Source organism: Martinezella rhizogenes, assembly GCF_007002745.1.
Taxonomy (GTDB): Bacteria; Pseudomonadota; Alphaproteobacteria; order Rhizobiales; family Rhizobiaceae; genus Agrobacterium; species Agrobacterium cucumeris.
The window spans coordinates 101851-128701 of sequence record NZ_SGNY01000008.1; the positions used below are offsets into that span (position 1 = coordinate 101851).

Here is a 26851-nt window from a genome sequence, read left to right on the forward strand (position 1 = left end):
GAAGAGAACGGAAAGTTTCTGGATGAACAAGGCCATCACAGTCATTGTCTGGTTGCTTGTGTCGCTTTGCGTTCTGGCCATCGTCACGATGCCGGTCAGCCTGCAGACGCATCTGGTCGCGACCGCGATCTCGCTGGTTCTTCTTGCGACCATCAAAGGGTTCAACGGGCAGGGGGCCTGGCGTCTGGTGGCGCTGGGTTTCGGCACGGCCATCGTTCTGCGTTACGTCTACTGGCGCACCACCAGCACGCTGCCGCCCGTCAACCAGCTCGAGAACTTCATTCCCGGCTTTCTGCTTTATCTGGCGGAAATGTACAGCGTGGTGATGCTGGGCCTCAGCCTTGTCATTGTTTCCATGCCGCTGCCGTCGCGCAAGACGCGGCCCGGCTCACCGGACTATCGGCCGACGGTCGATGTCTTCGTGCCGAGTTATAATGAGGATGCCGAGCTTCTGGCCAACACGCTGGCGGCGGCCAAGAACATGGATTATCCGGCCGACCGGTTCACGGTGTGGCTGCTGGATGATGGCGGCTCGGTGCAGAAGCGCAATTCCAGCAACATCGTTGAGGCGCAGGCGGCGCAGCGTCGTCACGAGGAACTGAAGAAGCTCTGCGAGGATCTCGACGTGCGTTATCTGACGCGCGAGCGCAACGTCCACGCCAAGGCCGGCAATCTCAATAATGGTCTTGCCCATTCCACCGGCGAACTGGTGACGGTGTTTGATGCCGACCATGCGCCCGCCCGCGATTTTCTTCTGGAGACGGTTGGTTATTTCGAGGAAGACCCCCGGCTCTTCCTGGTGCAGACGCCGCATTTCTTCGTCAATCCCGATCCGATCGAGCGCAATCTGCGCACCTTCGAGACGATGCCCAGCGAAAACGAGATGTTTTACGGCATCATCCAGCGTGGTCTCGACAAGTGGAACGGCGCGTTTTTCTGCGGTTCCGCCGCCGTGCTGCGGCGCGAGGCGCTGCAGGATACCGAAGGCTTCAGCGGTGTCAGCATCACCGAGGATTGCGAAACGGCACTGGCGCTGCATTCGCGCGGCTGGAACAGCATCTATGTCGACAAACCGCTGATCGCCGGCCTGCAGCCGGCCACGTTTGCAAGCTTCATCGGCCAGCGCAGCCGCTGGGCGCAGGGCATGATGCAGATCCTGATCTTCCGTCAGCCTTTGTTCAAGCGTGGCCTCTCCTTCACGCAGCGCCTCTGTTACATGTCGTCGACGCTGTTCTGGCTGTTTCCGTTCCCGCGCACGATCTTCCTGTTCGCGCCGCTGTTTTACCTGTTCTTCGACCTTCAGATTTTCGTGGCTTCGGGTGGCGAATTCCTCGCCTATACGGCCGCCTACATGCTCGTGAACCTGATGATGCAGAACTATCTCTATGGCAGCTTCCGCTGGCCGTGGATTTCTGAACTTTACGAATATGTGCAGACGGTCCACCTTCTGCCTGCGGTCGTCTCCGTGATCTTCAATCCCGGCAAACCCACCTTCAAGGTGACGGCCAAGGACGAATCCATTGCGGAGGCGCGGCTATCGGAAATCAGCCGTCCCTTCTTCGTGATTTTCGCGCTTCTGGTGGTTGCGATGGCCTTTGCCATCTGGCGCATCTATAGCGAGCCCTACAAGGCCGATGTGACGCTGGTCGTCGGCGGCTGGAACCTGCTCAACCTCATCTTTGCCGGCTGCGCGCTCGGTGTCGTCTCGGAACGCGGTGACAAGTCGGCGTCGCGCCGCATCACCGTCAAGCGGCGCTGCGAGGTCAAGCTCGAGGGCAGTGACGCATGGGTGCCGGCCTCCATCGACAACGTATCGGTGCATGGGCTGCTGATCAATCTGTTCGACAGTGCCACGACCGTCGAAAAGAACACGACGGCGATCGTGAAGGTGAAGCCCCACAGCGAGGGCGTGCCGGAAACCATGCCCGTCAAGGTGGTCCGGACGGTGCGCGGCGAAGGAATGGTTTCCATCGGCTGCACTTTCTCACCGCAGCGCGCCGTCGATCACCGCCTGATCGCCGACCTGATCTTCGCCAATTCCGAACAGTGGAGCGAGTTTCAGCGCGTGCGCCGCAGGAACCCCGGCCTCATTCGCGGTACGGCGATCTTCCTCGCCATATCGCTGTTTCAGACGCAGCGCGGTCTCTTTTATCTGGTCAAGGCGCTCCGGCCCGCGGCCAAAAACGTCAAACCTGCCGGAGCTGTAAAATGACCGGCGGTAAAAAGATCAGGGGTTCGCTGACAGCATTGATGTGGGGTGCCGCCGCAACCGGTGCGATGGCGCAGTCCTCACCCTTTGATATGTCGCCGGAAAGGCCGACGCAGACTGCGCCTGCACCGGTGTCGCCGCCCGTTGCCACTCCTCCGGCCGCGCCCATCCAGCCCCCGGCCATACCACCGGCGCAGCCGCCCTTTGTGATTCAGCCGGCGCCCGGGGCGCAACCGCCGCAGCGCCCCGTCGTTCCGCCGGTTACCGTTCCTCCGCGTCAGGAGGGAGCAAGACCAGCTACGGTGCAGACCCCCTTGTCCCCTGCGGATAGCCGCCGCCGTTACATTTTGCCCTATGAGAAGCTCAGCCTTTCCGGCGAGACTGACCGGCGGCAATGGGGCATCTATCTGACGCCAGAGCAGGCCAATGCCGCCGTTTCGCTTAATATCGGGTATCAGAACGCCATTGTGGTTGCGCCTGAAAGCTCGAATTTTCAGGTCAGCCTGAACAATGTTCCATTGGATGTGGCGCGCATTGAAGCGCCTGACGGTGAGGGCAATGTCTCCCTGAAAATCCCGCCCGGCGTGCTGCAGGTCGGCTCGAATGTCGTGACGCTCGGCGTGCAGCAGCGACACAGGACCGATTGCACGATCCAGTCCACCTACGATCTGTGGACCGACGTCAGTCCGGCGAACACCTATATCGGCTTCAATGCCGATGTTGCCGGCGCTTTCACTAACATAGACGACATTCAGGCAACTGGACCTGATGGTAAAGCCACGACCTCGATCGAGATAGTCGCGCCGTCGCTCGGTAATCCGGCATTTGCGGATTCACTCCTGCGCCTTTCGCAGGCGCTGGCGCTTCGAACCCTGATGCCGAACCAGTCTATCCGCTTCGTGACGGCACCTTCCTCCGAGCGCAAGCCCGGAACGCTGACGGTTCTGGTAGGCACCGCCCGTGAGATTGCGGGTATCGCCGGGGCGTTGCCGCCGGAAGCATCGGCGGGCGCTTTTGCCGGTTTTGGCAGTGCCGCGCCCGGCGGTTTTTCGCCGCTTTTCGTCAGCGGCCCCACTCCGCAGGCGGTGCAGGCGGCCATTGAGACACTGTTTTCCTCGATCTCGCGCGCCCCTGGCTCCCAGAGAACGGCTTTTTCGACCCGCAGCTGGCATGCGCCGGACGTTCCGCTCATCACCTCGGATCGCCGCATCGCGCTTTCCGAACTTGGTCTCGAAAGCAGCGAATTTAGCGGACGCCGTTTCCGCAACGAGTTCTACATCGGCATGCCCGCCGATTTTTATGCGTCCGCCTATGGTGAGGCATCGCTGCTGCTCGACGCTGCCTATTCCTCGCAGGTCTTGCCCGGCAGCCATATCGACATCTACGTTAATAACGAGATTGCTTCGACGGTGCCGATCTCCAACAATGGCGGCGGTATTTTCCGGCATCTGCCCATCAATGTCACGATGCGCCATCTGAAACCGGGACCGAACAAGATAACGATCGAGGCGGTGTTGATGACGGCGCAGGATCAGGCCTGCGCGCCGGGTGCGCCGGCCAGCACGACCCCGCGGTTTGCCCTGTTCGACACCACCGAAATCCATATTCCGGATTACGCCCGGATCGGTCGCAAACCGGATCTCGCAGCGATGGCGGGTGCCGGCCAGCCTTACAGGGCTGCCGGAAGCCCGGTTGCGCTTTCGCTGGATCGGTTCGATACCGACACCATGTCGGCGGCGGCAACCCTCGTCAGCCGGCTTGCGAGTGTTGCGGGACATCCGATCAATGTTGAGACCGTCGCTTCGCCTTTGGTCATCGGCGATCGAGATGCGCTGTTTGTCGGAACGATTTCGCAATTTCCGCAGGCATTGATCAGCCAGTTCAATCTCGTCCCCTCCAGCCAGATATCCTGGAAAGTCGGAACCGGCGTCCAGCCACCCGCGCAAAACAGCGAGACCCTGTTCAACGACTGGCGGGAGAGGGTGGATGGCGGCGTCTGGGAGGGGCAGGTCTCGTCCTTCGAGGACTGGATGAAGCGGAATTTCGATCTGAGTTCGGATACGCTGCGTTTCCTGCCGGCCGCCGAGCAGCCCTATGCCCCGCCTGCCAACGCCTCCTTCATGCTGGCGCAGGGGCTCAGCCCCTCCGGAGAAGGCGTCTGGACGCTTGCCACCGCGCCAACGTCGGCAGAGCTTCTCGACGGCATGTCGGCCATGACGCGCGAGAACCGCTGGGGCGACGTCACCGGACGGGTTGCCGCTTACGATGCGGCTGCTGGAAAGGTCGAAACAGTTGAGGTGGAACGGCCGTATTTCTATATTACCGGGGCGTTTTCGCTCTCCAACTGGAGACTGATCGCTGCCAACTGGCTGTCCTCCAATGTGCTTTCCTATTCGCTGGCATTCATTGGCTTCGTGTCGCTTCTGGGCTTTGCCACCTTCGTGATGCTGCGCCTGATGGGACGACATCGATGACGGGCGGGGTTTCGAAACTTGCCCGCATCATCTGCCTGTCCATGATGGCATTGGTTGCCGGCATCTCCGTCGCCCGCGCCGCGTCGGTGTCGCCGGAGGCCTGGTCCGCGTATAAAAGTGCCTTCCTTGATCCCGGCGGGCGCATCATCGATACCGGCAACGGCAATATCAGCCACAGCGAAGGGCAGGGCTACGGCATGTGGCTCGCCGTGCTCTCCGACAACCTTGCCGATTTCGAACTGATCTGGAGCTTTACCCGCACCGAACTGCTGGTGCGCGACGACGGACTTTCCGCCTGGAAATGGGATCCGCGCACAAGGCCGCACGTCACTGATATCAATAACGCGACCGATGGCGATATCCTGATCGCCTATGCGCTGGCGCTCGCCGCCGGCCAGTGGAACCGGCAGGATTATGCCGAGGCATCCGCAGCCATCGCATCCGCCATCCTCAGGAAGACCGTGGTGCAGCGCGGCGGGCGAACGCTGCTTTTGCCGGCCGCCAGCGGTTTTGGTGAGGATGACCGAGGCGATGGCCCGGTGGTCAACCCCTCCTATCTCATTTTCGAGGCGTTTCCGGTCCTTGATCTGGTTGCGCCATCACCGCTGTGGAAAGCGCTTGCCGATGACGGCGTGGCGCAGGTCGGCGCTTTTGCCTTCAGCGACAGAAAGTTGCCGGCCGACTGGGTGTCGGTGAAGACGAAGCCGGAGCCGGCTTCGGGTTTTCCTCCCGAATTCGGTTATAATGCGGTGCGCATCCCGCTTTATCTCTCAAGGGCAAAAATGGGAGCGCCGGAACTGCTTGCGCGGCTGAAGGATGGCATGATGCTGGAAAGCGGTGCCGCAGGGACTTTCGACCTGAAGAGCGGAGCGGTCAAGGACGTCCTGTCGGACCCCGGCTACCGCATCATCCCGGCGCTGGCGGCCTGCGTTGCCGGCGGTCCCGCCATTCCCGCCGAACTTAAAAGCTTCCAGCCAACACTTTATTATCCTTCCACATTGCATCTTCTGGCATTGTCGTTTCTGGCAAGGAATAACGGGGAATGCCGATGAACAAGCCACTGTCGACCTCGGCTCTCATCCTGCTCCTGATTGCGCTTGCCGCCTTCCACTGGCGCGACAGCATTCTCGGGCGGGTGTCTGACGTGCATACGTCGGCGGTTGGCGACAACCGTGCGGTGCCGCGCCCATCCCCGGCTGCGGCCAATCCCGCGCAGATCAATGCCTTCCTGAAAAATCGCGAGATGGCGCAGGTCACGCCGCCCGTCACGGTGCCGGCCGCAACGCCGCCGGTAACGGTGCCGGCGATGGACCGGCCGTCACAGACCGGTTGGCAGTCACCACAGCCGCAAATGGCGCAGGCGCCCACCCCCCGGGCGGCTGAGCCGGCTGCGGCCAATATGCCCGAGGTCGATCTCAGCGCGCTGCGTTATTTTGCGGCCAGAGGCGATACCCAGCGCCTTCAGGCCGAGATTGCCCGGCTGCGCACGCTTTATCCGAACTGGACGCCGCCGGCCGATCCGCTCGCCATTCCCGAAAATGGCGATCCCAAACTCGATGCCATGTGGCAGCTTTATACCGACGGCCGTTATGCCGAAGTGCGAAAGGCGATTGCCGACCGCCAGCAGACGGAACCCGGCTGGCAGCCGCCCGACAATCTGACCGGCATGCTGTCTCTCGCCGAAGCGCGCCAGCGCCTCGTCAATGCGTCTGATCTCAAGCAATATGCGACGGTGGTTGATGCGGCGGCAAACAATCCCGGCCTGCTGACCTGCAGCGAAGTCGATGTTTTATGGCGGGTCGCCGATGCATTTGCCAATACCGACCGCATGGGGCGGGCGCGGGACGCCTATCTCTACATTCTCAACAATTGCACGATGCCAAGCGACAGGCTGGCCACGGTGCAGAAGGCATCCGCGCTTTTGCCGGCGGAGATGATGAGCGAGCTGCTGGCCAAGGAAAAGCCCGGCGCCGATGGCCAGCTGGAATTCGAACCGGTCAAGAATGATCTCGCCCGCCAGTTCGTGGCAAAGGCGGGGGAGAAGGAAGGCATTGCCGTTCCTTCCGCTTACCTGATGCGGCTTGAAAGACTTGCCGAGACTGACAAGCTGGCCAGCGACGCCCTGCTGCTCGGCTGGTACAATATTCGCCAGAAGAACATGACAGAGGCGGAAAAATGGTTCCGCAAGGCGCGGGAAGAGGAAGACAGCGCGTCTGCCTCGCAGGGGTTGGCGCTCGCCTTGATCGACCGCAACGAGCCGCGTGAGGCCGAGGACGTCATGTATAAATGGCGCACCTCTTCCGATGACGCGCTCGCCACCTATCTTGCCGCAACGGCCAATCTTCTGGCGCTTGAACCGCCTGTCGTGCTGGTGCCGGATGTGCTGCAACGCATCGCCGCCGAAACGGTGGCGCGCAAGGACGCGGCGACGGCGCAGCAATTCGGCTGGTATTCGCTCGCTTTCCGGCAGACGCCGCTTGCCTTGCAATGGTTCAGTACGGCGCTTGGCTGGAAACCGGATGACGAACCTTCGGCCTATGGCGTGGCACTCAGCTATCATGACCTGCGCAATCTTGCCGGTCTGCGCGGCATCCAGCAGCAATGGGCAAGCCGCTCGCAGCGCATCGCCGATGTGGGAACCGCACGCATGGTGGACCAGTCCGGCCAGCCGCTGGCGCCGGTAACCTCACCGCCTGTTGCCGCGGCCTCTCCGACGACAGCACCCGCGCCCTATGTGCCGCAGGCGGAGACAGCGGTGGTGTACAGCCAGCCAGCCGTTCAGCAATCGGCTCCGGAGCCTTCGCGCAAGCAGGCACGCCGCCCGGCGCAAGCGCAACGGGAAGCCCGCGCCGCATCGCGCCCCCGTTCCTGCACAGCCTATCCCGATCCGCAGCGACTGCCGCCGCAGCATGCGCTCGATCTTGGCTGGTGCCTGATGGAGACAAACCGGCCGGCGGAGGCCCTGAAAGCCTTCGAATCCGCCATTGAAGGTGGCCAGTCGACGGTCAAAAGCGATGCGGCCTATGGCCAGAGCCTTGCTTATCTGCGCATGGGGCTGACGGACCATGCGGCCGTTTCGGCGACGAAATCGGGCATGGACCGGTCTCGCGCGACCGAATTGCAGGTCTCGATCCTGGCGGACAGGGCGGTTTCCGCCTTCCAGTCGAAACGCTATGCGGAGACGCTGCTGCTGCTCGATCAGCGTTCTCGGCTTGCCGATGAGCGTGCGGATCTGATGGTGCTGCGCGGTTATTCCTATCTCGCCATGCGCCGTTACGGCGAAGCGACCCAGATTTTCGAAAGCCTGACGTCCATCGGCAATAAGGACGGTATCCGCGGACTGGCGGCGGTGCGCGCGGCCCGGCCGAGCAACGGTCCGCAAGGCGGCTGACGTTGGGCCAGGAGGCGGCGGCCAGAAAATGGCCGCTGTTATCCCGCATCCGTCAGGTTGCGGATGATGCGCATGAAAATGCCTGCGCCGATGCCGATCAGCGCGTCCGGAAAATCATAGTCGGGATTGTGCAGGTTGGGATAATCCTTGCCTGCGCCCAAGAAGAACATGGCCGATGACGAGACGGCACGGAAGCGGCCGAAATCCTCGGAAGCGCGCATGGGAAGCCCTTCCGAACTATGGGAGATTTTCTCCTCATCCAGCGCCCGCAGGATGTGATCGACCGCGTCAGGCGCATTTTCGCAATGCAGGAAAATATCGTCGTAGGTGATGTCGAGCGTCAGTTTCTGTTCGTCCGCCAGCTTTTTTGCGAGCGCTTCCGCAGCCGCGCAGAGCTTTTCCATCCGGTCGTCGGTGAGTGTGCGCAGCGTCGCCCAGATTTCCGCGTCGGCCGGCGAGATGCCGAAGGCCGCTTCGCCCATCAAGGCGTGGGTGATGGTCACCATCGAAAAATCGGGTTCTGGCGGAAAGCCGGAGCCGAGATCGGTCAAGGCCGGCATCAACTGCGATATCGCCCCCATCGGCGAAACGCCATGTTCCGGCGAGGAGGCATGCGCCGTCTTGCCGGAAAAACGGATTTTGATACCACGCGAAGCGCAGTTGACCGGCCCTTCCACCACGCTGACATGGCCGAATGGCAGGCCTGGAAGATTGTGGAGGGAAAAGGCATAATCCGGCTTTATCTCGCCAAAGCGCGGATCGGCGATGACGGCGGCCGCTCCAGCGCCGGTTTCTTCCGCCGGTTGGTAAAGGAGAATGACGCTGCCGGTTTGCGGTCGGTTGCGGGAAAGGCCAAGCGCCAGCGCCGTCAAGATGGTCGAATGGCCGTCATGGCCGCAAAGGTGACCCTTGCCGTCGGTGCCGGAACGGTATTCGGCCCCGCTTTTTTCGTGGATGGGCAGGGCATCAAGTTCCGAGCGGATCAGGATCGCCGGGCCGCTTTTGCCGCTGTCATAGACCGCCGCGACGCCATGGCCACCCAGATCGGCATAAAGCCGGTCGGGTTCTGCCTGTTCGAGGAAAGCGCGGATGCGTCGGGCTGTTTCCTTTTCTTCGCCGGAGATTTCCGGATGGCGATGGAGATCATGGCGAAGCTCGATGAGATCGAGCATGTCCTTATTGGTCAGAAACATAAAAATCCCTGCGGGTTGCGGCCGGTTTTTCCTGCCGCAACTTACAGATCATTGCCTTCAATGCAAAACCTTTGGCGGGTGCCAGCGTTTGCCGGTTGTTTTGGGCTTGGCGGCGAGGGTGATGACATCGGCAGGCATAGCGGCCTTTGGTTTGGCCAATTCCAGCCGTGCAAGGGCCGCGCGTGCCTTCTCGGCATATTCCAGATGCGCGGCGTCGTCCGAATGGTAGTGCTGCAGCCTGTCGAGGATTTCGGCACCTTCCACCGCCCTTTCGGCGGCGATGAGGGCGACAGCGCATTTATAAAGCGCCTCGCGGTGGAAAGGCGCGCGATTGGTCACCTGCCGGAAAGCTTCTGATGCCTCGTGATAATGTTGTTGCGCCAGCCGCGCCTCACCGATGCGCATCCACAGCAGAACCGGGTCCTGACCGCTGGCGAGAAGTGCCAGAAAGGCGATTTCCGCCTCCCGGAACTCACCCCGGTCGAAAGATAGGTTGGCGAGACCGAATTGCGCGCCGGAATGGTCGGGTGCTGCCGCCAGCACCTGGGCAAAGGCGATGTTGGCGGCGGGTTTCTTGCCGGTCTTGTAAAATTTGAGACCCTGTTCATAGACGAAACGGATACTGCGTGGATGCAGCGTGCCGCCGAGATTTTCGCCCGAGCGGGTGCGGAACAGCGTGCAACTGAGCTTCTGCTCTTCCGGTCCGAAGAAATATTTATAGGGCTCATTGCCGCGCAGGAAGTCATAGGTTTTGAAACCCTGCTCGATGGCCCTGCGGATGCAGTGCCCGTGCAGCACGAGGCCGGGCGAGGGGGTCTTCCAGTTTTCGTCGCGGCCGGTGATGTAGAACAGCACAGACTTTTTCTGCCGGTCGATGATGTTGGCGAGTGCACCGAGCGGCTGGTCGCCGAACCACAGGACAGGCACTTCCAGATCGCCTCGGATATAGACATCCATCAGCATCTGCCGTGTTGCGCCGATCAACAGTTCCGTGCGTTCCTTGCCCTTGTGCGGCGCCCAGCGGATGCGCCAGAAGTCGAACAGGATATCCATGTCCCGTTTGATCGTTTCTTTCGTTGCGAAGGTGATGCGATATTCATCGCCACCCTCCACTTTCCGCAGGAAGCGCCTGAGCTTCTGGCGGGTCTGGCTGCTCATATGGCTGTCGAGATAGCCGTCGAACGTGTCGGGCAGGGCGACCACCGGGCAGATGCAATTGTTGATGTTATAGGGGTTGGTCGGCATGTTGTCGCGGAACATGACGAGCGGCCCCTGCAGCGCACGGACCATCGCACTATGCCGTTCCGGCGGGCCGGAGAGGTAGTCGAGCTTCAGTTCGGTCCAGTTCTGCTGGCGAATGTAGGAACAGAAACCGGCGACGGCGTGATTTTCGTATTCCGGCAGGGTGATGAAGCCGGTGTAATCCGCCGCCGCATTGCCGGCCATGACGATGCTGTCGTGGAAGCGGCCGGTTTTCTTGTCCGGCTCGGTGACGAGGCGCAGCGGGAAAAACGCCACATAGGGCGAACCTTCCGGGCGTTCACGCAGGGCCAGAATGAACCAGCGCTTGCGGCGTGGCATATAATCCCTGAGCCAGCCCCAGGAGAGGAAATGCCGTGCATGGGGATCGGCCATGAACACCGCGTCCCAGTTTTGCCGGATCGCCTCGAAACCGGCGTCGGTGTCGATGATGTCGATACGCATTCTTGCCCCCTCCCAATACAGATCACAAATTCGGGAAACTTCATTTTATGGGCAAACGGCCGGCTTCAAATATTCCCTTCGGGTGAAAGGCGCCTATCAAATGGGATTAGCCCAGGCGTTTTTTCCGCCGGCGCGCCGCGACAAAAAAGCCCTTGTTCACCGGTTGTAACTCTCTAACATGCGGGCTGAATGTTCGATCGGCTCAACGATCCGCATGGCACGGGAGTTTTCAATGGCGGTTCCTTTTATGCTTCTGACCGGCGCCAGCCGTGGAATAGGACATGCCACCGTCAAGCTGTTTCAGGAGAAGGGCTGGAGGATCCTCACCGTATCGCGGCAACCATTCTCGGAGGAGTGCCGCTGGCCATCGGCGCGGGAGAGCCATATCCAGGCAGATCTCGAGGATTTATCCGGCATTGAAGATCTGGCGGCCGAGGTGCGTTCGCGCCTGTCGGAAGGAAAACTCGCGGCTCTCGTCAACAATGCCGGTATTTCACCGAAGGGCGAAGGCGGCAGCCGACTTGGTGTGGCGGATACCACGGCTGACATCTGGACGCGGGTGCTCAACGTCAACCTCGTTTCAACGGCATTGCTCGCCCGCGCGCTTTTACCGGAACTGGAGGCCGCGAAAGGCTCCATCGTCAATGTCACCTCGATTGTCGGCTCGCGCGTGCATCCTTTTGCCGGCGTGGCCTATGCCACCTCGAAGGCAGCGCTTGCGGCGCTGACGCGGGAACTGGCGCATGAATTCGGCCCGCGCGGCGTACGCGCCAACGCCATTGCGCCGGGCGAGATCAACACCGCCATCCTCTCTCCCGGAACGGCGGAGCTGGTAGAAGCCCAGGTGCCGCTCGGCCGGCTGGGCACCACGGCGGAGGTGGCGCAGACCATCTATTTCCTCTGCTCGGAGCAGTCGCGCTACATCAACGGCGCGGAAATTCACATCAATGGCGGCCAGCACGTCTGACGCCTCAAGCCCAATCCAACCGAAACGGAGCCCCTACCCATGACCATCCTGCCGAATTCCGTCGAGGCACGCGACATCGCCTATCAGATGCACCCGAACGTCAACCTGCGCAAATTCGAAAAGACCGGCGGTCTGGTGATCGAAAGCGGCGAGGGCATCTATGTCACCGACAGCAGCGGCAAGCGTTATATCGAGGCGATGGCGGGGCTGTGGTCGGTGGCGCTCGGTTTTGGCGAACAGCGGCTGGTGGATGCTGCAACGAAGCAGATGCAGAAGCTGCCCTATTACCACACCTTCTCCTACAAGACGCATGGCCCATCCGTTGATCTCGCCGAATTGCTGATCGAGCTTTCGCCGGTGCCGATGTCGAAGGTGCACTTCACCTCGTCCGGTTCCGAGGCGAATGATCTTGCCGCCAAGATGGTGTGGTATCGCTCCAATGCGCTCGGCAGACGAGACAAGAAGAAGATCATCGGCCGCATCAAGGGTTACCATGGCGTGACCATCGCATCAGCCTCGATCACCGGCCTGCCGCGCAACCATGAGAGCTTCGACCTGCCGCTGGACCGTATGCTGCATACGGCTTGCCCCTCCTATGTGCATTTCGGCAAGGATGGGGAAAGCGAAGCGGATTTCACCGCGCGTATCCTGAAGGAGCTGGAGGACCTGATCCTTCGCGAAGGCCCCGAAACCGTCGCCGCGTTCTGGGGCGAGCCGGTGATGGGCGCCGGCGGGGTTCTCCTGCCGCCGGAAGGATATTGGGAAGGCGTGCAGGCGATCCTGAAGAAATACGACATTCTGCTTGTCGTGGATGAGGTGATCTGCGGTTTTGGTCGCACCGGCAAGATGTTTGCCTGCGAGACCTATGGCATCAAGCCGGACGTGCTTGTCGTTTCCAAGCAGATTTCGTCGTCCTACATGCCGCTTTCGGCGATCATCATGAATGACAGTTTTTACCAGCCGATTGCCGATGAGTCCGACCGGATCGGCTCCTTCGGCCATGGTTACACCGCTTCCGGTCATCCGGTCGCGACGGCGGTGGGGCTGGAAAACCTGAAGATCATCCAGGAGCGTGATCTGGTCGGCAATGTCGCCCGGCTGGAGGGCAAATTTCTCGATCATCTGAAGGCGCTTGCCGATCATCCGCTCATTCATTCCTCGCGCGGCGTCGGTCTTCTTGGCGCGCTGGAAGTGAAGCCATGGGAAGGCCTGAAGGCCGGCGATACGACGCTCGCCATTGCCGCCGCCATCGAGGAGGAGGGTGTCATCACCCGGCCGATCGGCGAATCCATCTGCTTCTGCCCGCCGCTGATCATCACGGCGGAGCAGCTGGATGAGCTGTTTGCCGGTGTGAAGCGTGGTCTCGACAAGGTCGCGGCCGCACGCGGCTGAAGATTCCCGCAGATATTGCCGGTCGGTTCATCCGGCCGGCATCGTTCTATCCCCTGTAGGCCACGAGCACTGCGCCGCAGGCGATCAGGACCACGCCGAGCCAATTGGGCAATGACAGCCTTTCCCCGAGAAACAGCACCGCAAAGACGGCGACGAAGACGACGCTCAGCTTGTCGATGGGGGCGACGCGGGCGGCATCGCCGATTTTCAGTGCCCGGAAATAACATATCCACGATGCGCCGGTCGCCAGGCCTGAAAGTACGAGGAACAACCAGGTGCGCCCGGAAATGGTGGAGGGCTGCTGCCAGTTGCCGGTGATGTAAACCATCAGGCCGGCGGCGGCGAGGATGACGATGGTGCGGATGAAGGTGGCGAAATCGGAATTGACGTTTTCGATGCCGATCTTCGCAAAAATGGCGGTGAGCGCCGCAAAAGCCGCTGACAGCAGTGCCCAGAATTGCCAGGCGAGAAACAGGTTCTTCATGTGATGCCGACTCCGTTCATCCATTCGCTCCCGTCTGGCTCTATAACATCTGCCCGGCGATAAGAACTGTTTTCACGACTATATCTGAACGTGGAAGGCCGGCGCATCGATCATGATGCGCCGGCCTTCATGTAAGAGCCTGTCCGGACGAAGCCGGGACAGGCCGGACCTTGGGAGGTCGTATTATTCGGCGGGCTGAACCGATGCCGGCAGTGCCGTATCCACATCGGCGATGCCGGAGATTTCTTCCTGGCCGCTGAGCACGCGGGCAAGCTGGTCCTGATCCAGTTCACCTTCCCAGCGGGCGACGACGATGGTTGCGACGGCGTTGCCGACGAAGTTGGTGAGCGCGCGGCATTCCGACATGAAGCGGTCGATACCGAGGATCAGCGCCATGCCGGCAACCGGAACGGAAGGCACGACGGAGAGCGTTGCAGCGAGCGTGATGAAGCCTGCGCCGGTGATGCCGGCCGCGCCCTTGGAGGAGAGCATGGCAACGAGCAGCAGCAGGATCTGTTCACCGAAGGACAGGTGGATACCGGTTGCCTGGGCGATGAAGAGGGCCGCCAGCGTCATGTAGATGTTGGTACCGTCGAGGTTGAAGGAGTAACCGGTGGGAATGACGAGGCCGACGACGGAGCGTTTGCAGCCGGCCTTTTCCATCTTGCTCATCAGGCCCGGCAGGGCGGCTTCGGAAGACGAGGTGCCGAGAACCAGCAGCAGTTCTTCCTTGATGTAGCGGATGAGCGCGACGATGGAGAAGCCGTTGTAGCGGCAGACGGCGCCGAGAACCACGAACACGAACAGGGCTGACGTGACGTAGAAGGTGCCGATCAGCATTGCGAGGTTGGTGACGGACGAGATGCCGTATTTGCCGATGGTGAACGCCATGGCACCGAAAGCACCGATGGGGGCGGCCTTCATCAGGATCGCGACCAGCTTGAAGATCGGATACATCATGGCATGCATGAAATCGGTGACGGGCTTGCCCTTTTCGCCGACGATGCCGAGCGCGATGCCGAACAGAACCGAGAAGAACAGCACCTGCAGAATGTCACCGCTGGCAAATGCGCCGACGATGGTGGTCGGGATGATGTTCATCAGGAAGCCGGTGATGGTCTGCTCATGGGCCTTGTCGGCATAGGTCGCGACGGCCTTGGCATCCAGCGTCGAAGGATCGATGTTCATGCCGGCACCCGGCTGCACGGTATTGGCGACGATGAGGCCGACAACGAGCGCGAGGGTGGAGAACACCAGGAAGTAGATCATGGCTTTGCCGGCCACGCGTCCAACCTTCTTCATGTCGTTCATGCCGGCAATGCCGGTTGCGACGGTGAGGAAGATGACGGGAGCGATGATCATCTTGACGAGGCGGATGAAGCCGTCGCCGAGCGGCTTCAGCTGTTCACCGAAGGTCGGATAGAAATGGCCAAGCGCGATACCGGCGATGATGGCGACCAGAACCTGGAAATACAGGTGCTTGTAAAATGGCTGCTTGGCGTGGCCTGCGGCCACGGCTGTGCTGTCGATCATGTTTTTTCCTCCTCGGCCTCACCCTGCCTTTATTGGCCTCCCGGGATCGCCGTGACGTTGACGGCTTCGCGCCGATTGCGGAGTCATGTGCAATACGCATGCCAGACGTGCTTATTTGTCGTAACTGCCTGATTTAAAAAGTACTTTTTATTGGTGCTTTGCCGGCTCACGGGCATTTGTGCGGAATTCCGGACAAATTCTCTTGCGGTCTGTGTGTAAATCCGCACAATTAGCGCATGACCTATCAGGATCAGGCACCTCATTCTCAGGCGAAACGTCGCGCGCAGTGGCTGGCGCTGGCCGGCCTGTGGCTGCTCGTCAGTCTTGGTGCCCTGCTGGTGGCCGATGAATTCGCCCGTCATCAGGCAATGCGAACGGCGGGTTTCGAGGCGTCAACCGATGCCGAACTGAAGATTGCGTTGCTGAATGTCGCGCTGGAGCGGCCGCGCGCCATTCCGCTGGTTCTGTCAGGTGATCCCGATCTTTCCATCGCGCTGGATGGCGGCGACGCCGTCGCGGTCGACCGGCTGAACCGCAAGCTGGAAGGGCTGATTGAAGGCACGCAGTCGTCGGTCATCTATGTGACCGGGCCAACCGGTCTCACCATCGCTTCCAGCAACTGGCGGGAGGAGGACAGCTTCGTCGGCTCCAACTACGCGTTCCGCGAATATTTTCAGGCGGCAATGAAGACCGGCATGTCCGAACATTACGCGCTCGGCAATGTCAGCCGCCGGCCGGGTCTTTATATTTCCCGCCGCATCGATGCCGCGGACGGGCGGCCGCTTGGTGTTGTCATCGCCAAGGTGGAGTTCAACCGTCTGGAATCGGACTGGAACATTGGCGGCAAGCCGGTTTATGTGGTCGACAGAAACGGCGTCGTGCTGATGACGAGCGTGCCGGAATGGCGCTTCAAGACCGTTGCACCGATTGACGAGGCGCGGCGAAAGGTGATTTCCGAAAGCCTGCAATTCGGCAATGAGACGCTGGCGATCCTGCCTTTCCGGCCGGCCCGCTCATCGGGCGATGATGTTCCGCTGATCCATGTCGATGAGCCGGGGCGGGAGCGCGGCGATTATCTGCGGCTGGAAACGCCGGTGCCGACGACCACATGGACCCTGCATTACCTGCAACCCGTAGCGCCGGCGCTGAACTCCGCAATCCGCGAGGGCCGGGTGGTGGCGCTGGCGACGTTGATGCCGCTGATGGCTCTTTCGGCACTGTGGCTGTGGCGCCGGCACAAGACGCTCAAGGAAAAGGAAGAGGAGCAGCGCGCCCGCACTGAACTGGAAATGAAGGTGCAGGAGCGGACCCGCGACCTGACGAAGACCCGTGACCATCTGCAGGCGGAAATCGCTTTGCATGAAAAGACAACGGGCGAGTTGCGCAATGTGCAGCATGAGCTGGTGCAGGCCAACCGCCTTTCCATTCTGGGCCAGGTGGCGGCGGGTGTGGCGCATGAGATCAACCAGCCGGTGGCGACCATCCGCGCCTTTGCCGACAATGCCCGCACCCTGCTGAAACGCGACCGTTTGTCCGAGGCGACCGAAAACCTCGAAAACATCGCCGCGCTGACAGAGCGCATCGGCACGATTACCGGTGACCTGAAGATATTGGCACGCAAGGGCCGCACCGCCGCCGAGCCGGTCAGCCTCAAACTGGTCATCGAAGGCGCGGTCATGCTGCTGCGCAGCCGTTTTTCCGGGCAGATGGATGCGCTGGATATCGCGCTTCCGGATCAGGATTTGAAGGTGCTCGGCAGCCGTATCCGGCTGGAGCAGATCCTCATCAACCTTCTGCAAAACGCGCTTGAAGCCACGGAAGAGATTGGCTCTGCCCGCGTGGAAGTGCGCGTGCGCGAGGAAGGCGACATGGTCGTGCTTTCGGTCAGCGACAATGGCGGGGGTATTCCCGAGGCCATCCGCGCTCAGCTGTTTTCGCCCTTCAACACCTCAAAGGAAAGCGGCCTCGGTCTCGGCCTCGTCATCTCCAACGATATTGCCTCGGATTATGGCGGACGTATCGAGGTGACGAGCAGCGGGGCGGGCACGTCTTTTTCCGTATATCTGAAGCGAGCATGACATGACGGTGGATGGAACCATATTCCTGGTGGATGACGACTCGCAGCTGCGCAAGGCGATGGTGCAGACGCTGGAACTCGACGGATTGCCGGTCACCTCCTTTTCCCGCGCCGAACAGGCGCTTGCGGCGCTGAACGAGGATTTCGACGGCATCGTCATCACGGATGTGCGCATGCCGGGCATGACCGGCCTCGAATTTTTCGACCATGTTCGCAAGATCGATGCTGATCTGCCTGTCATCCTCATCACCGGCCATGGCGATGTACCGATGGCGGTCGATGCACTTCACAACGGCGCCTATGATTTCATCGCCAAGCCCTTTCCGGCCGAACGCATGGTGGAGAGTGCCCGCCGGGCGCTGGAAAAGCGCCACCTCGTGCTGGAAAACCGTGCGCTTCGCCGCGCGGCCGGGCAGGCGGAAGACGATTTGCCGCTGATCGGCCAGACGCCGGCCATGGAGCGTCTGCGCACCACACTCAGGCACATTGCCGATACGGATGTGGATGTGCTGGTGGCGGGGGAGACGGGCAGCGGCAAGGAGGTGGTGGCGACGGCGCTGCATCGCTGGAGCAAGAAGCGCTCGCGGGGAAATTTCGTGGCGCTGAATTGCGGTGCACTGCCGGAAACGGTGATCGAAAGCGAGCTTTTCGGCCATGAGCCGGGGGCATTCACCGGCGCCCAGAAGAAGCGCGTCGGCCGCATCGAACATTCCAGCGGCGGCACGCTGTTTCTGGATGAGATTGAAAGCATGCCGCTTGCCGTGCAGGTGAAGATGCTGCGCGTGCTGGAAATGCGCGAGGTCTCGCCGCTGGGTTCAAACGAGGAACGGCCGGTCGATATCCGCGTGGTGGCGGCGGCCAAGGTCGATCTCGGCGATCCCGCCGAGCGCGGCACCTTTCGCGAGGATCTTTATTACCGGCTGAATGTGGTGACGCTGTCGATACCGCCGCTGCGGGAACGCAAGGCGGATATTCCGCTGCTGTTTTCCCACTTCGTCACCAAGGCCGCCAACCGTTTCAACATGGCCGTGCCGCAGATCAGCGCCGGAATTTCCCGTCGGCTTCAGGATCATGACTGGCCGGGCAATGTGCGCGAACTCGGGCATTTCGCCGAAAGAGTGGTTCTGGGACTGGAAACGGAAGCGGCCGCCGCACCTGTCGCACAGGCTGCCATGCCCGCATCCGGCACCTTGCCCGAACGCATGGATGCAATCGAGGCGCGGATCATTCGCGAAACGCTGGAACAGTCGAATGGGGACGTGGCGGAAACAATTGCAACGCTCGGCATCGCCCGCAAGACGTTTTATGACAAGTTGCAACGCCACGGCATCAACCGGGCGGATTATGTGAAGAACTGAGAGGGGCGTGAAAAAGCCGCAACGCTTTGGACGGCTTTCCCATACTCGGTGTCATCCTCGCCCTTGAGGCGAGGATCCATCGGCGATCGAAAGTGTGGATCCTCGCCTCAAGGGCGAGGATGACGGAGGGCACGTTGGCACGCATCGCCAGTATGACGCTCAGCTTTTCTGCTGCCGCTCCTGCTGGAAGCCGCTGGCGCTATTAGCCCGCGACGCAGAAATGACGCTGGCCGTCATAATCCGTATAGGTGCCGGTGCGGGTGTTGAAGCTGCGGTAACGCTGCGAGCAATAGTCGTACCAGGCGTTGGTCCACGGCTCGATGGTGCGATAGGTGGCGCGCTGGCCATAGACCGGGCGGCTGTCATAAACCGGCTGCGGGCGATAGACCGGTGCCGGACGATAGACGGGAGCGGGGCGGTAGACGGGGGCCGGGCGGTATTCCTGGTAATCCGGCTCGTCATAGACATAGCTCGGCTCGTAACGGCGCGGCGGGTCGATGTAGACGCGCTCATCGTCAACAGGCGCCGGACGGGAAAGGGCGGAGCCGACGGCAACGCCGGCAGCAAGGCCAAGTACGCCACCCAGAATGGCGGCGTCGCGGCGGTCACGGCGACCCCAGTCGTCGGCAGACGCGGTGTTGAAAGGAACGATGGTGGCGGCGGCTACGGCGACGGCCAGAACGGTTTTAGCTGCAAAGGACGACATGGTCTTCTTCCATCCAGATGGCAGGAGCGCTGCCAGTTGCAAATTCGATGGTTAAAGAAATATAGCGCTGCTGCTGAACGGGCGCTGAATGAATTGTGGCGTGTTGACGGCCGAAATTCGCGCGGGCCGGCCCGACTTTCGCAAGCCGCGCCGCCAGGTGGCGGCGCGGCAAGCGTTGATCATGCGGCGTAACGGCTGATCGCCAGATCGTGCGTGTCGATCTCCGGCTTGGTCCCGCTGATGAGATCGGCAAGTACGCGGGCGGAACCGCAGGACATGGTCCAGCCAAGCGTGCCGTGGCCAGTGTTGAGGTAAAGATTGCTGTAGCGGGTAGCGCCGATGACTGGCGTACCATCCGGTGTCATCGGGCGCAGGCCAGACCAGAATTTCGCCTGGCTCTGATCCCCCGCGCCACCGAACAGGTCCTCCACCGAATGGGTCAGCGTTCCCTGCCGCGCGGCCGGCAGATCCTTGCTGAAACCGGCGATCTCTGCCATGCCGCCGACGCGGATGCGCGAACCCAGCCGCGTGATCGCCACCTTGTAGGCCTCGTCCATCACGGTGGAGACGGGCGCGCGCTCCTCCTTCACGACCGGAACGGTGATGGAGTAACCCTTGACCGGATAAACCGGCAGGTTGAGGCCGAGCTGGCGCACGAATTGCGGAGAATAGCTGCCAAGTGCAGCGACGAAAACATCGGCTTCCACCAGACCCTTGGTGGTTTCCACGGCCTTGATGCGGCCGGCTTCAACGATAGGACGCATGATGCCGGTATCATAGATGAAGGTAACACCGGCCTCTTCCGCCATGCGGGCGAGCTCGGTGGTGAACATGAAGCAGTCGCCGGTCTCATCGCCGGGCAGACGCAGGCCACCGACGATCTTCTCCTTGGCGGGTGCAAGACCGGGCTCAATGGCAGCGCACCCGTCGCGGTCGAGAATTTCGAAGGGTACACCGCCGGCGGTCAGCACGTCGACATCCTTGCCGATGGCATCGAACTGCTTCTGGGTGCGGAAGACCTCAAGCGTGCCCTGCATGCGCTGGTCATATTGAATGCCGGTCTCGTCGCGCAGTGCCATCAGGCAATCGCGGCTATATTCGGCGACGCGCACCATGCGGCTTTTGTTGATGGCATAACGCGCCGAGGTGCAGTTGCGCAGCATCTGGCTCATCCAGCGCCACGCCGCCGGATCGGCCGTCGGGCGGATGATGAGGGGGGCATGTTTCATGAACAGCCATTTCATCGCCTTCATCGGAATGCCGGGCGCTGCCCATGGCGAGGAGTAGCCGGGGGAGACCTCACCGGCATTGGCGAAGCTGGTTTCGAGCGCTGCGGCCGGCTGGCGGTCGATCACCGTCACCTTGTGTCCGGCTTTGGCCAGGTACCAGGCAGATGTCACGCCGACAACGCCGGCTCCGAGGATAGTGACGTTCATGATCGTCTCACTTGTGATTGACTGATGTTGAAGCGGCTGCCGGGGTTTCTCCCGGCTGAATATAGCTGCGGCGGTAACGGCGTCCGAGGCCAGTCAGGATTTCATAGGCAATCGTGCCGGCATCCTCGGCGATGTCTTCCAGTGTCTGTTCAGGCCCGATCATCTGAACGAGGCTGCCCTGGGTTAATGTTCCCTCGGGCAGGGCCGATATGTCGAGAATGATGCTGTCCATCGAAACACGCCCGGCAATTGGCAGACGAATACCATTGTACCACGCCGCCCCGCGATTGCTGAGTGAGCGTGGCAGACCATCGGCATAACCGGCGGCGATTGTTGCAAGACGTGTGGGACCTGCGGCTTCGAAGGAGCCGCCATAGCCGACCAGCGAGCCGGCGGACACGGTGCGTGTCTGGATGACAGCGAGATCGAGACGCACGACCGGCTTCATCGGGTTCGGGCGGGCAACGGAGGGCGCGCCGCCATAAAGCGCGATGCCGGGGCGCAGCAGGTAATTGTGGTAGTCATTGCCGAGAAATATGCCGCCGGAGTTGGAAAAGCAGACGGGCGCATCGGGAAAAGCAATGGCAGCTTTACGCATCACCGCAAGCTGCAGGGCGTTGGCGGCATGATCCGGCTCGTCGGCGCAGGCGAGGTGGCTCATCACGAAGGCGATGTCGATACCATCGAGCAATTGCGGCTGGGACGTGAGGATTTCCAGCTCTGCGGGAGAGAGGCCAAGACGGCACATGCCGGTATCGATCTGCACCGCCGCCGGTAGCGTCTTGCCGAGATGGCGCGCGTGGGCCGACCATTGCGCAATCTGCTCCAGCGAGTTCAGAACCGGGGTGACGGCCATGGCGGCGCAGGAGGTCTCATTGCCGGGCTGAAGACCGTTGAGCACGAAAATCCGCGCCTGTGCCGACAGACGAAGCCGGAGCGCCAGCGCCTCATCGATATGGGCGACAAAGAAATTGCGACAGCCTGCGTCGAACAAGGTTTGCGAGACGATATCAGCGCCGAGGCCATAAGCATCCGCCTTAACGACCGCTGCCGTCTGCGATGCCGGGGCCATGGCCGCAAGGGTCAGGTAATTGTCGCGTAATGCGCCGAGATCGATGCTCAGATGGCCGCTTGCACCACCGGCTGCCTGCTGGCGGCTGATCTGCATGTCCATGGTCGTTCACCCTCATTTTTATCCCATGAGAGTATTGCAACGATTGTCGAATTTCTTGGCGATTGTTCGAAGGAAATGCGATAGAATTCAAAATGGCGCAATTTTCTTTGTCTGATTGGAATTTTCTATGTCGTCACTTGATGCGACCGACCGCCACATCATCCGCCTGCTTCGGCTCAACGCCCGTATCAGCAATGCGAAGCTGGCCGCGGAAGTCGGGCTTTCGGCCTCGGCCTGTCTGCGCCGGGTCGATATTCTCGAACGGGAGGGCATTATCCGCGGATATACGGCGCTGACCAGCGGTCTCGCGGGCGGAGAGGTCATCTCGGTCATCGTGCAGATCACGCTCGACCGCCAGACGGAGGATTTTCTCAACCGGTTTGAGAATGCGGTGCGGCGGTATCCGGAAATCCGCGAATGTTACCTGATGACCGGCGGCTCGGATTATTTCCTCCGCTGTGAGGCGGAAAGTGCGGGGGATTTCGAGCGGATTCACAAGGAGATTCTGTCGAAACTGCCGGGGGTTTCGCGGATTCATTCGAGTTTTGCGATCCGGAATGTGTTGGCGACACCGAAGGCGAGGTAGTGTCGAGGTTGGGGCTTACCCCCCTCTGTCCTGCCGGACATCTCCCCCTCAAGGGGGGAGATCGACTCGAGGCGAGGTTTCGCCCATCTCAACGTTTGAGACTAAAGTGGCGATAAAGCGTCTTGCCGATCTCCCCCCTTGAGGGGGAGATGTCCGGCAGGACAGAGGGGGGTAAGCCGCGCCCCCAGCGCTCTCCGCTACCCCCACCACCGATAAAAATGATGCACCGGCCCCCGCCCATTCCCGACGGCAAGCCCGCGCCCAGCCTCAAGCGCCCCGTTCAGATACTCCTTCGAAAGCCCGACCGCCTCCCGCAGCTCACAACCCTTGGCAAGGTGGGCCGTGATCGCCGCCGCCAGCGTGCAGCCGGTGCCGTGGTCGTTCTTCGTGTCCACCCGCGGCGCGGCAAGCGCCAGCATGGTGCCATCAGCAAACAGATAATCCGTGCTCTCAGGCCCATCGCCATGTCCGCCCTTGATGAGCACGGCTTTTGCACCGGCCTTGAGGATCGTCTCGGCCTGTCGGTTGATGTCCGTCTGCGTCTGTGCCATCGGCGTGCCGGTCAGCAGCGCCGCTTCGGGCAGGTTTGGCGTGATGATGGCCGCGAGCGGCAAAAGCTCGCGCCGTAATGTCTCGATGGCGTCCTCGTGTAGCAGCCGGTCGCCTGATGTCGCCACCATGACGGGGTCGAGCACTACTGGTTGCGATTGCTGCCGCAGCCGTTCCGCGATGGCGGCGATGGTTTCGATGCGTGAGACCATGCCGATCTTCACCGCGTTGACGGCGAGATCGGAAAAAACGGCATCCATCTGGGCAATTATGGTGGCAACTGAAATATCCTCCACCGCCGTCACGCCCCTGGTGTTCTGGGCGGTGATGGCGGTGATGACGCTGGCGGCATAGACGCCGAGCGCTGAGAAGGTCTTGGTGTCGGCCTGAATGCCGGCACCGCCGCTGCTGTCGGAGCCGGCAATGGTCAATGCAATGGATGTCATGGCTGTCTCGCTTTCAGCGCCGCGTCAATTGCAGAGCGGAAGCCCTTGGTTGCGCTGGCAATATCGCCTGCCCGGAAGATGGCGGAAATAACCGCGACACCATCCGCGCCGGCGGCGATGATTGACGGTACACGGGCAAGGTCGATACCGGCGATGGCGCCGACAGGCATATCCGGCCGCCATTCGCGCAGCAGGGCGCGAAGCGTCGCAAAACCATCGATACCGACCGGCTTGTCCGGGTTCACCTTGGAAACCGTTTCGAACACGCCGCCAATGCAGGCGTAATCGGCAGGCATGGAGGCCGCTCGCTCGGCATCGGCGCGGTTCTTGACGGTGAGGCCGATGATCGCCTTTTCGCCGAGAATGCGCCGTGCGGTCTTCGCATCCATGTCATCGGCACCGAGATGCACGCCATCAGCGCCGGAGGCGAGCGCCACATCGACGCGGTCGTTGATAACAAGCGGGACACCGGTGCCGGCGATGGCCTCATGAATGGCGCGGGCGTTGTCGATCATCTCCCGCGTCGAGCCGTGCTTGTCACGATATTGCAGAATGGTCGCACCGTTGAGTGCGGCCGCCAAAGCAAGCTCGGGTAAGGGCGCGACATCGGCAAGACTGGCATCGACCAATGCGTTGAGGCGGTAATCAACCTTGTTCATGCTCTATCCTCGCGTGGTTGATGATGTCTTCCCCTGAAATTTCGGAAAGCGCATCCAGAAATGCCGGTTCGAAGGTGCCGGGGCCTCTGGCCTGTTTCGCAGCTAACTCGGCGGAAACCCCTGTCACGGCAAGGGCGGAGGACGCCGCCGCCAGCGCATCTTTCTCCACGGCCATGAAAGCGGCGATGATGCCGCCCGAGAGGCAACCGGTGCCGGTGACCTTTGCCATCCATGGATGACCGTTGACGATCCTGACGCCACGGGTCGTGTCGCGGAGATGATCGACCGGCCCTGTTTCGATCCGCACCGCGTCGGGCACATCGCCGATCAGGCTCATTTCGGCGCGGTTACCGCGCACGATCGTCGGGGAAAGTGCGATGAGTTCGCGGGCAAACTCCAGACGGGATGGCGAATAATCGCAATGGACGGGGTCGACGATCCACGGCTTGCCGGATGCATTGGCGATCTCGATCGCCAGCCGGATGACCTTGCGCCGCTCGGCATCCAGCGTGCCGAGATTGACGGTCAATGCATCCGCCTTGGTGACGAAGCTCTCGATTTCCTCGAGCGAGGTGGTCATCGAGGGAATGCCGCCGACGACGGTGATGCCGTCGGCGGTGAATTTCTGCACCACGGTGTTCATCAGGCAGTGTACGCGCGGGCGCGTCTTGCGCACCCGCTCCAGAATCTCGGCGGCTTTTGCCGCTGTCGGGAAATTCGTCGTCATGGCTGCTGCAGCTCCACGGCGATATCGTCTGCCTTCGGTGCCTGCTTGATCAGCTGCATCTCCTGCATGAAGGCGCCGAAGCGGTCGTAGCGCGCGCGGTCGAGAGCGGCGGGACGTTTGGCGAAACGCGGTAGCGTGTCGAAGAAGGCCTGCTTGTTCAGCGCATCGTCAAGGTTCGGATAGGCTTTGATGAAAAGCTGCCAGGAGTCCTGCGGGTGATTGGTGATGAAGATCGCGGCCTGCTCCACGGCAGAGAGGAAACGCGGCAGGCGGTTGTCTTTTGCGAGATCGCGATGGGTGACGAAGATCAGCTCGTCATAGGCCGGCACACCATGTTCTTCCGGGAAGAAGGAGCGGCCCTCATGGCCTTCGAGCTTCATCTGCGTCAGTTCGAAATTGCGGAAACCGCCGAGCGTTGCATCCACCTTGCCGGCGATCAGCGATGGCGAGAGCGAGAAATTGACGTTGATGAGTTCGACGTCATCCTTCGTCAGGCCGTCCTTTTCCAGCATGCGCTTAAGCATCGCATCTTCAAAACCGGAAACGGAAAAACCGACCTTCTTGCCCTTCAGGTCCTTCAGGCTCTTGATCGGCCCATCCGCGAGAACCGTGACGGTGTTCAGCGGAGTTTCCACCAGTGTGCCGAAACGCACGAGCGGCAGGCCGGCATCGTGATCGAGATAGAGGTTCGGCTGGTAATGCACGCCGATATCGGCCTGTTTTGCCGAGACGAGACGCGGCACGGCGGAAGGGTCGGCCGGCGGCACCAGTTCCACCTCCAGCCCGGCGTCGGCAAACAGGCCACGTTCCCTGGCGATCACCATCGGCGCATGATCGGGGTTCACGAACCATTCGAGCAATACGGTAAGCTTGTCGGCTGCCTGTGATTGCATGGGAGCAAATGCGCCTGCTGCCGCGACGATGAGGGAAAGAAGCGTTCGTTTCATGGTGCCGAAAGTCTCCGTAAATATCTGAGAGGAATGGTATATTCTGTTTCTTTGGCCCAGGGGGCCAGATTGGCGGTCGCCCGGTCGACGATGAGCCGCAGCAGCACCGCCATGACGGCAAGAATGGCCATGGCGGCAAACATGGTGTCAGTCTGCATGCGGGCATTGGACTGGATCATGACGAAACCGAGCCCCGCCGAAGCTCCCACCCATTCGCCGATGACGGCGCCCAGCGGGGCGAGCGGGGCGGCGACCCTCAGCCCGGAAATAAGCGATGGCAGCGCCAGCGGCACGCGCAGCCGGGTGAGGATCTGCCAGTGGCTTGCCTCCGTCAGCGAGGCGGCGTCGAGAATGGCGCGATCCGTGCGGTTAAGGCCATCGGTGAAGGAGGAGGCGACGGGGAAGAAGATGATGATCGCCGTCATCACCACTTTCGAGGCCATGCCGAAACCGAACCAGAGCACGAGAATGGGCGCGAGCACGAAGACCGGGAAGGCCTGGAGCACCAGAACCATGGGCCAGACGAGGCGGCCAAGACGCGGGATAGCGGCGATGGTGAAGGCGACGAGGATGCCAGCCGTAACACCGGCCGCTAGCCCAAGCGCCATTTCGCCAAGCGTTACCATGGCCTGCCCGAACAGGAAGCCGGGCTGACGCCAGAAGGCGGCGGCGACATCGGCGGGCGACGGCAGGATATAGCGTGGCGGCGCAAACAGCCATGTGCCTGCCTGCCACAGAAGCAGCAGGAGACCGATACCGTTCAATGCATGGGTGGCACGCATGAGCCGGACCTCAGACGCAAACGCACCATGTGCGAAGGACAGAAGGTTTCAGCATCA

The 26851-nt window shown here is 61.4% G+C and carries 21 protein-coding genes; 9 read left to right on the forward strand and 12 right to left on the reverse strand.

The window, feature by feature from the left end; translation table 11 throughout:
- The first annotated feature begins 22 nt into the window (after positions 1–22).
- Genes bcsA through EXN68_RS21030 form a run of 4 tightly spaced genes read left to right on the forward strand, consistent with a single transcriptional unit; the run spans position 23 to position 8074 of the window.
- Positions 23–2212, forward strand: coding sequence for a UDP-forming cellulose synthase catalytic subunit (gene bcsA, locus EXN68_RS21015; protein ID WP_142842702.1), 2190 nt, complete (start codon positions 23–25; stop codon positions 2210–2212).
- Positions 2209–4683 (forward strand): cellulose biosynthesis cyclic di-GMP-binding regulatory protein BcsB, encoded by a 2475-nt coding sequence (locus tag EXN68_RS21020; RefSeq protein WP_142842703.1) that lies wholly within the window; start codon positions 2209–2211, stop codon positions 4681–4683. The genes bcsA and EXN68_RS21020 overlap by 4 nt, the downstream gene beginning before the upstream one ends.
- Positions 4680–5735 carry a family 8 glycosyl hydrolase gene (locus EXN68_RS21025; RefSeq protein ID WP_142842704.1) on the forward strand — a complete coding sequence of 352 codons (1056 nt, stop codon included), beginning with the start codon at positions 4680–4682 and terminating at the stop codon, positions 5733–5735. Before EXN68_RS21020 ends, EXN68_RS21025 begins: the two co-directional genes overlap by 4 nt.
- Positions 5726–8074: a cellulose synthase gene (locus tag EXN68_RS21030; RefSeq protein WP_161991426.1), complete on the forward strand. Its 2349-nt coding sequence runs from the start codon at positions 5726–5728 to the stop codon at positions 8072–8074. Before EXN68_RS21025 ends, EXN68_RS21030 begins: the two co-directional genes overlap by 10 nt.
- A gap of 38 nt (positions 8075–8112) precedes the next feature.
- On the opposite strand, the gene EXN68_RS21035 is transcribed toward EXN68_RS21030, so the two are convergent.
- Positions 8113–9267 carry an amidohydrolase gene (locus tag EXN68_RS21035; protein WP_142842705.1) on the reverse strand — a complete coding sequence of 385 codons (1155 nt, stop codon included), beginning with the start codon at positions 9265–9267 and terminating at the stop codon, positions 8113–8115.
- A gap of 57 nt (positions 9268–9324) precedes the next feature.
- The gene (locus tag EXN68_RS21040) at positions 9325–10971 is read right to left on the reverse strand and encodes a GNAT family N-acetyltransferase (protein WP_142842706.1); all 1647 of its coding nucleotides are present in this window, start codon (positions 10969–10971) and stop codon (positions 9325–9327) included.
- Between the two features lie 232 nt (positions 10972–11203).
- Here EXN68_RS21040 and EXN68_RS21045 point away from each other — a divergent pair, with 232 nt between their 5' ends.
- Together EXN68_RS21045 and EXN68_RS21050 are read left to right on the forward strand one after the other, a co-directional pair.
- A complete protein-coding gene (locus EXN68_RS21045) occupies positions 11204–11938 on the forward strand; it encodes an SDR family NAD(P)-dependent oxidoreductase (protein WP_161991427.1) in 735 nt (244 codons plus the stop codon).
- A gap of 39 nt (positions 11939–11977) precedes the next feature.
- On the forward strand, positions 11978–13330 hold the full coding sequence (locus tag EXN68_RS21050) for an aspartate aminotransferase family protein (protein ID WP_142842707.1): 1353 nt from the start codon (positions 11978–11980) through the stop codon (positions 13328–13330).
- Positions 13331–13376: 46 nt separating this feature from the next.
- Here EXN68_RS21050 and EXN68_RS21055 read toward each other — a convergent pair whose 3' ends face one another.
- On the reverse strand, positions 13377–13814 hold the full coding sequence (locus EXN68_RS21055) for an EamA family transporter (protein ID WP_046800765.1): 438 nt from the start codon (positions 13812–13814) through the stop codon (positions 13377–13379).
- 183 nt (positions 13815–13997) lie between these two features.
- A complete protein-coding gene (locus EXN68_RS21060) occupies positions 13998–15347 on the reverse strand; it encodes a dicarboxylate/amino acid:cation symporter (RefSeq protein WP_142842708.1) in 1350 nt (449 codons plus the stop codon).
- Positions 15348–15583: 236 nt separating this feature from the next.
- Between EXN68_RS21060 and EXN68_RS21065 the strand changes: the two genes are divergently transcribed.
- Complete coding sequence (locus tag EXN68_RS21065) at positions 15584–17425, forward strand: sensor histidine kinase (RefSeq protein ID WP_142842709.1); 1842 nt, start codon at positions 15584–15586, stop codon at positions 17423–17425.
- Between the two features lies 1 nt (position 17426).
- Positions 17427–18782, forward strand: coding sequence for a sigma-54-dependent transcriptional regulator (locus tag EXN68_RS21070; RefSeq protein WP_142842710.1), 1356 nt, complete (start codon positions 17427–17429; stop codon positions 18780–18782).
- A gap of 202 nt (positions 18783–18984) precedes the next feature.
- Here EXN68_RS21070 and EXN68_RS21075 read toward each other — a convergent pair whose 3' ends face one another.
- The 3 genes from EXN68_RS21075 to alr form a co-directional block, all read right to left on the reverse strand.
- On the reverse strand, positions 18985–19488 hold the full coding sequence (locus EXN68_RS21075; RefSeq protein ID WP_052819027.1) for a BA14K family protein: 504 nt from the start codon (positions 19486–19488) through the stop codon (positions 18985–18987).
- Between the two features lie 179 nt (positions 19489–19667).
- Positions 19668–20942, reverse strand: coding sequence for a D-amino acid dehydrogenase (locus EXN68_RS21080; RefSeq protein ID WP_237681443.1), 1275 nt, complete (start codon positions 20940–20942; stop codon positions 19668–19670).
- Positions 20932–22098 carry an alanine racemase gene (alr, locus tag EXN68_RS21085; protein ID WP_142842712.1) on the reverse strand — a complete coding sequence of 389 codons (1167 nt, stop codon included), beginning with the start codon at positions 22096–22098 and terminating at the stop codon, positions 20932–20934. Before alr ends, EXN68_RS21080 begins: the two co-directional genes overlap by 11 nt.
- 127 nt (positions 22099–22225) lie before the next feature.
- Here alr and EXN68_RS21090 point away from each other — a divergent pair, with 127 nt between their 5' ends.
- Positions 22226–22684 (forward strand): Lrp/AsnC family transcriptional regulator, encoded by a 459-nt coding sequence (locus tag EXN68_RS21090; protein ID WP_003500727.1) that lies wholly within the window; start codon positions 22226–22228, stop codon positions 22682–22684.
- Positions 22685–22881: 197 nt separating this feature from the next.
- Here EXN68_RS21090 and thiD read toward each other — a convergent pair whose 3' ends face one another.
- Genes thiD through EXN68_RS21115 form a run of 5 tightly spaced genes read right to left on the reverse strand, consistent with a single transcriptional unit; the run spans position 22882 to position 26794 of the window.
- Positions 22882–23679: a bifunctional hydroxymethylpyrimidine kinase/phosphomethylpyrimidine kinase gene (gene thiD / locus EXN68_RS21095; RefSeq protein WP_142842713.1), complete on the reverse strand. Its 798-nt coding sequence runs from the start codon at positions 23677–23679 to the stop codon at positions 22882–22884.
- The gene (thiE, locus tag EXN68_RS21100; protein WP_142842714.1) at positions 23676–24338 is read right to left on the reverse strand and encodes a thiamine phosphate synthase; all 663 of its coding nucleotides are present in this window, start codon (positions 24336–24338) and stop codon (positions 23676–23678) included. Before thiE ends, thiD begins: the two co-directional genes overlap by 4 nt.
- A complete protein-coding gene (locus EXN68_RS21105; RefSeq protein WP_142842715.1) occupies positions 24325–25065 on the reverse strand; it encodes a hydroxyethylthiazole kinase in 741 nt (246 codons plus the stop codon). Before EXN68_RS21105 ends, thiE begins: the two co-directional genes overlap by 14 nt.
- Positions 25062–26012 carry an ABC transporter substrate-binding protein gene (locus EXN68_RS21110; RefSeq protein ID WP_161991428.1) on the reverse strand — a complete coding sequence of 317 codons (951 nt, stop codon included), beginning with the start codon at positions 26010–26012 and terminating at the stop codon, positions 25062–25064. Before EXN68_RS21110 ends, EXN68_RS21105 begins: the two co-directional genes overlap by 4 nt.
- The gene (locus EXN68_RS21115; protein WP_142842716.1) at positions 26009–26794 is read right to left on the reverse strand and encodes an ABC transporter permease; all 786 of its coding nucleotides are present in this window, start codon (positions 26792–26794) and stop codon (positions 26009–26011) included. Before EXN68_RS21115 ends, EXN68_RS21110 begins: the two co-directional genes overlap by 4 nt.
- Positions 26795–26851: the final 57 nt, after the last annotated feature.

Coding starts and splice junctions, on each gene's coding strand:
- EXN68_RS21035 (WP_142842705.1), bottom strand. CDS start 9,267: ATGTTTCTGACCAATAAGGACATGCTCGATCTCATCGAGCTTCGCCAT.
- EXN68_RS21020 (WP_142842703.1), top strand. CDS start 2,209: ATGACCGGCGGTAAAAAGATCAGGGGTTCGCTGACAGCATTGATGTGG.
- alr (WP_142842712.1), bottom strand. CDS start 22,098: ATGGACATGCAGATCAGCCGCCAGCAGGCAGCCGGTGGTGCAAGCGGC.
- bcsA (WP_142842702.1), top strand. CDS start 23: ATGAACAAGGCCATCACAGTCATTGTCTGGTTGCTTGTGTCGCTTTGC.
- thiE (WP_142842714.1), bottom strand. CDS start 24,338: ATGAACAAGGTTGATTACCGCCTCAACGCATTGGTCGATGCCAGTCTT.
- EXN68_RS21110 (WP_161991428.1), bottom strand. CDS start 26,012: ATGAAACGAACGCTTCTTTCCCTCATCGTCGCGGCAGCAGGCGCATTT.
- EXN68_RS21065 (WP_142842709.1), top strand. CDS start 15,584: ATGACCTATCAGGATCAGGCACCTCATTCTCAGGCGAAACGTCGCGCG.
- EXN68_RS21030 (WP_161991426.1), top strand. CDS start 5,726: ATGCCGATGAACAAGCCACTGTCGACCTCGGCTCTCATCCTGCTCCTG.
- EXN68_RS21045 (WP_161991427.1), top strand. CDS start 11,204: ATGGCGGTTCCTTTTATGCTTCTGACCGGCGCCAGCCGTGGAATAGGA.
- EXN68_RS21090 (WP_003500727.1), top strand. CDS start 22,226: ATGTCGTCACTTGATGCGACCGACCGCCACATCATCCGCCTGCTTCGG.
- EXN68_RS21050 (WP_142842707.1), top strand. CDS start 11,978: ATGACCATCCTGCCGAATTCCGTCGAGGCACGCGACATCGCCTATCAG.
- EXN68_RS21040 (WP_142842706.1), bottom strand. CDS start 10,971: ATGCGTATCGACATCATCGACACCGACGCCGGTTTCGAGGCGATCCGG.
- EXN68_RS21105 (WP_142842715.1), bottom strand. CDS start 25,065: ATGACGACGAATTTCCCGACAGCGGCAAAAGCCGCCGAGATTCTGGAG.
- thiD (WP_142842713.1), bottom strand. CDS start 23,679: ATGACATCCATTGCATTGACCATTGCCGGCTCCGACAGCAGCGGCGGT.
- EXN68_RS21025 (WP_142842704.1), top strand. CDS start 4,680: ATGACGGGCGGGGTTTCGAAACTTGCCCGCATCATCTGCCTGTCCATG.
- EXN68_RS21070 (WP_142842710.1), top strand. CDS start 17,427: ATGACGGTGGATGGAACCATATTCCTGGTGGATGACGACTCGCAGCTG.
- EXN68_RS21075 (WP_052819027.1), bottom strand. CDS start 19,488: ATGTCGTCCTTTGCAGCTAAAACCGTTCTGGCCGTCGCCGTAGCCGCC.
- EXN68_RS21055 (WP_046800765.1), bottom strand. CDS start 13,814: ATGAAGAACCTGTTTCTCGCCTGGCAATTCTGGGCACTGCTGTCAGCG.
- EXN68_RS21060 (WP_142842708.1), bottom strand. CDS start 15,347: ATGATCGACAGCACAGCCGTGGCCGCAGGCCACGCCAAGCAGCCATTT.
- EXN68_RS21115 (WP_142842716.1), bottom strand. CDS start 26,794: ATGCGTGCCACCCATGCATTGAACGGTATCGGTCTCCTGCTGCTTCTG.